A 409-nucleotide genomic window follows, 5' to 3' on the forward strand; every position below is an offset into this window, starting at 1 on the left:
GGCGGCAAGACCCGCCGCTGAGCTGCAGCACCGGCGGGAACGAAAACGGCGCGCCCCTGGCGCGCCGGTTTGCTTGGAACCACGCCAACGATGCGTCAGCGTTTCGCACTGCATGCGGTACACACCCGCTCGACCTTGTAGCCCTTCGCCTTCAGCTTCTCGACCTCGCCATCACTGCCCAGCAGCACCTGCTGGAACTCGATCAGGTCCTGCAGGATGCGCCAGTGCCGGTACCAGGCAATCCAGCGCGGATCACCTCGGTCGCTGCCATAGCCCTCCTCGAATCCCAACGGGTTCTCGCGGCCCCAGCGCCCGCCGACCGCGCCGCCGATGAACATCAGGTCGCGCTCGCGCGGTGCCAGCGACAGCCCATCCCAGTCGATCAGGTGCAGGCCACCGTCGTTGCCCA

1 protein-coding gene is annotated in these 409 nt (G+C 67.5%); it reads right to left on the reverse strand.

The window, feature by feature from the left end:
* Nucleotides 1–95: 95 nt before the first annotated feature.
* On the reverse strand, nt 96–409 hold a 314-nt coding region (locus EN853_RS33195), incomplete at its 5' end, for a hypothetical protein (protein ID WP_210236096.1).

Origin of the sequence: Mesorhizobium sp. M1C.F.Ca.ET.210.01.1.1 (assembly GCF_004791585.1) — a bacterium.
GTDB lineage: Bacteria > Pseudomonadota > Alphaproteobacteria > Rhizobiales > Rhizobiaceae > Mesorhizobium.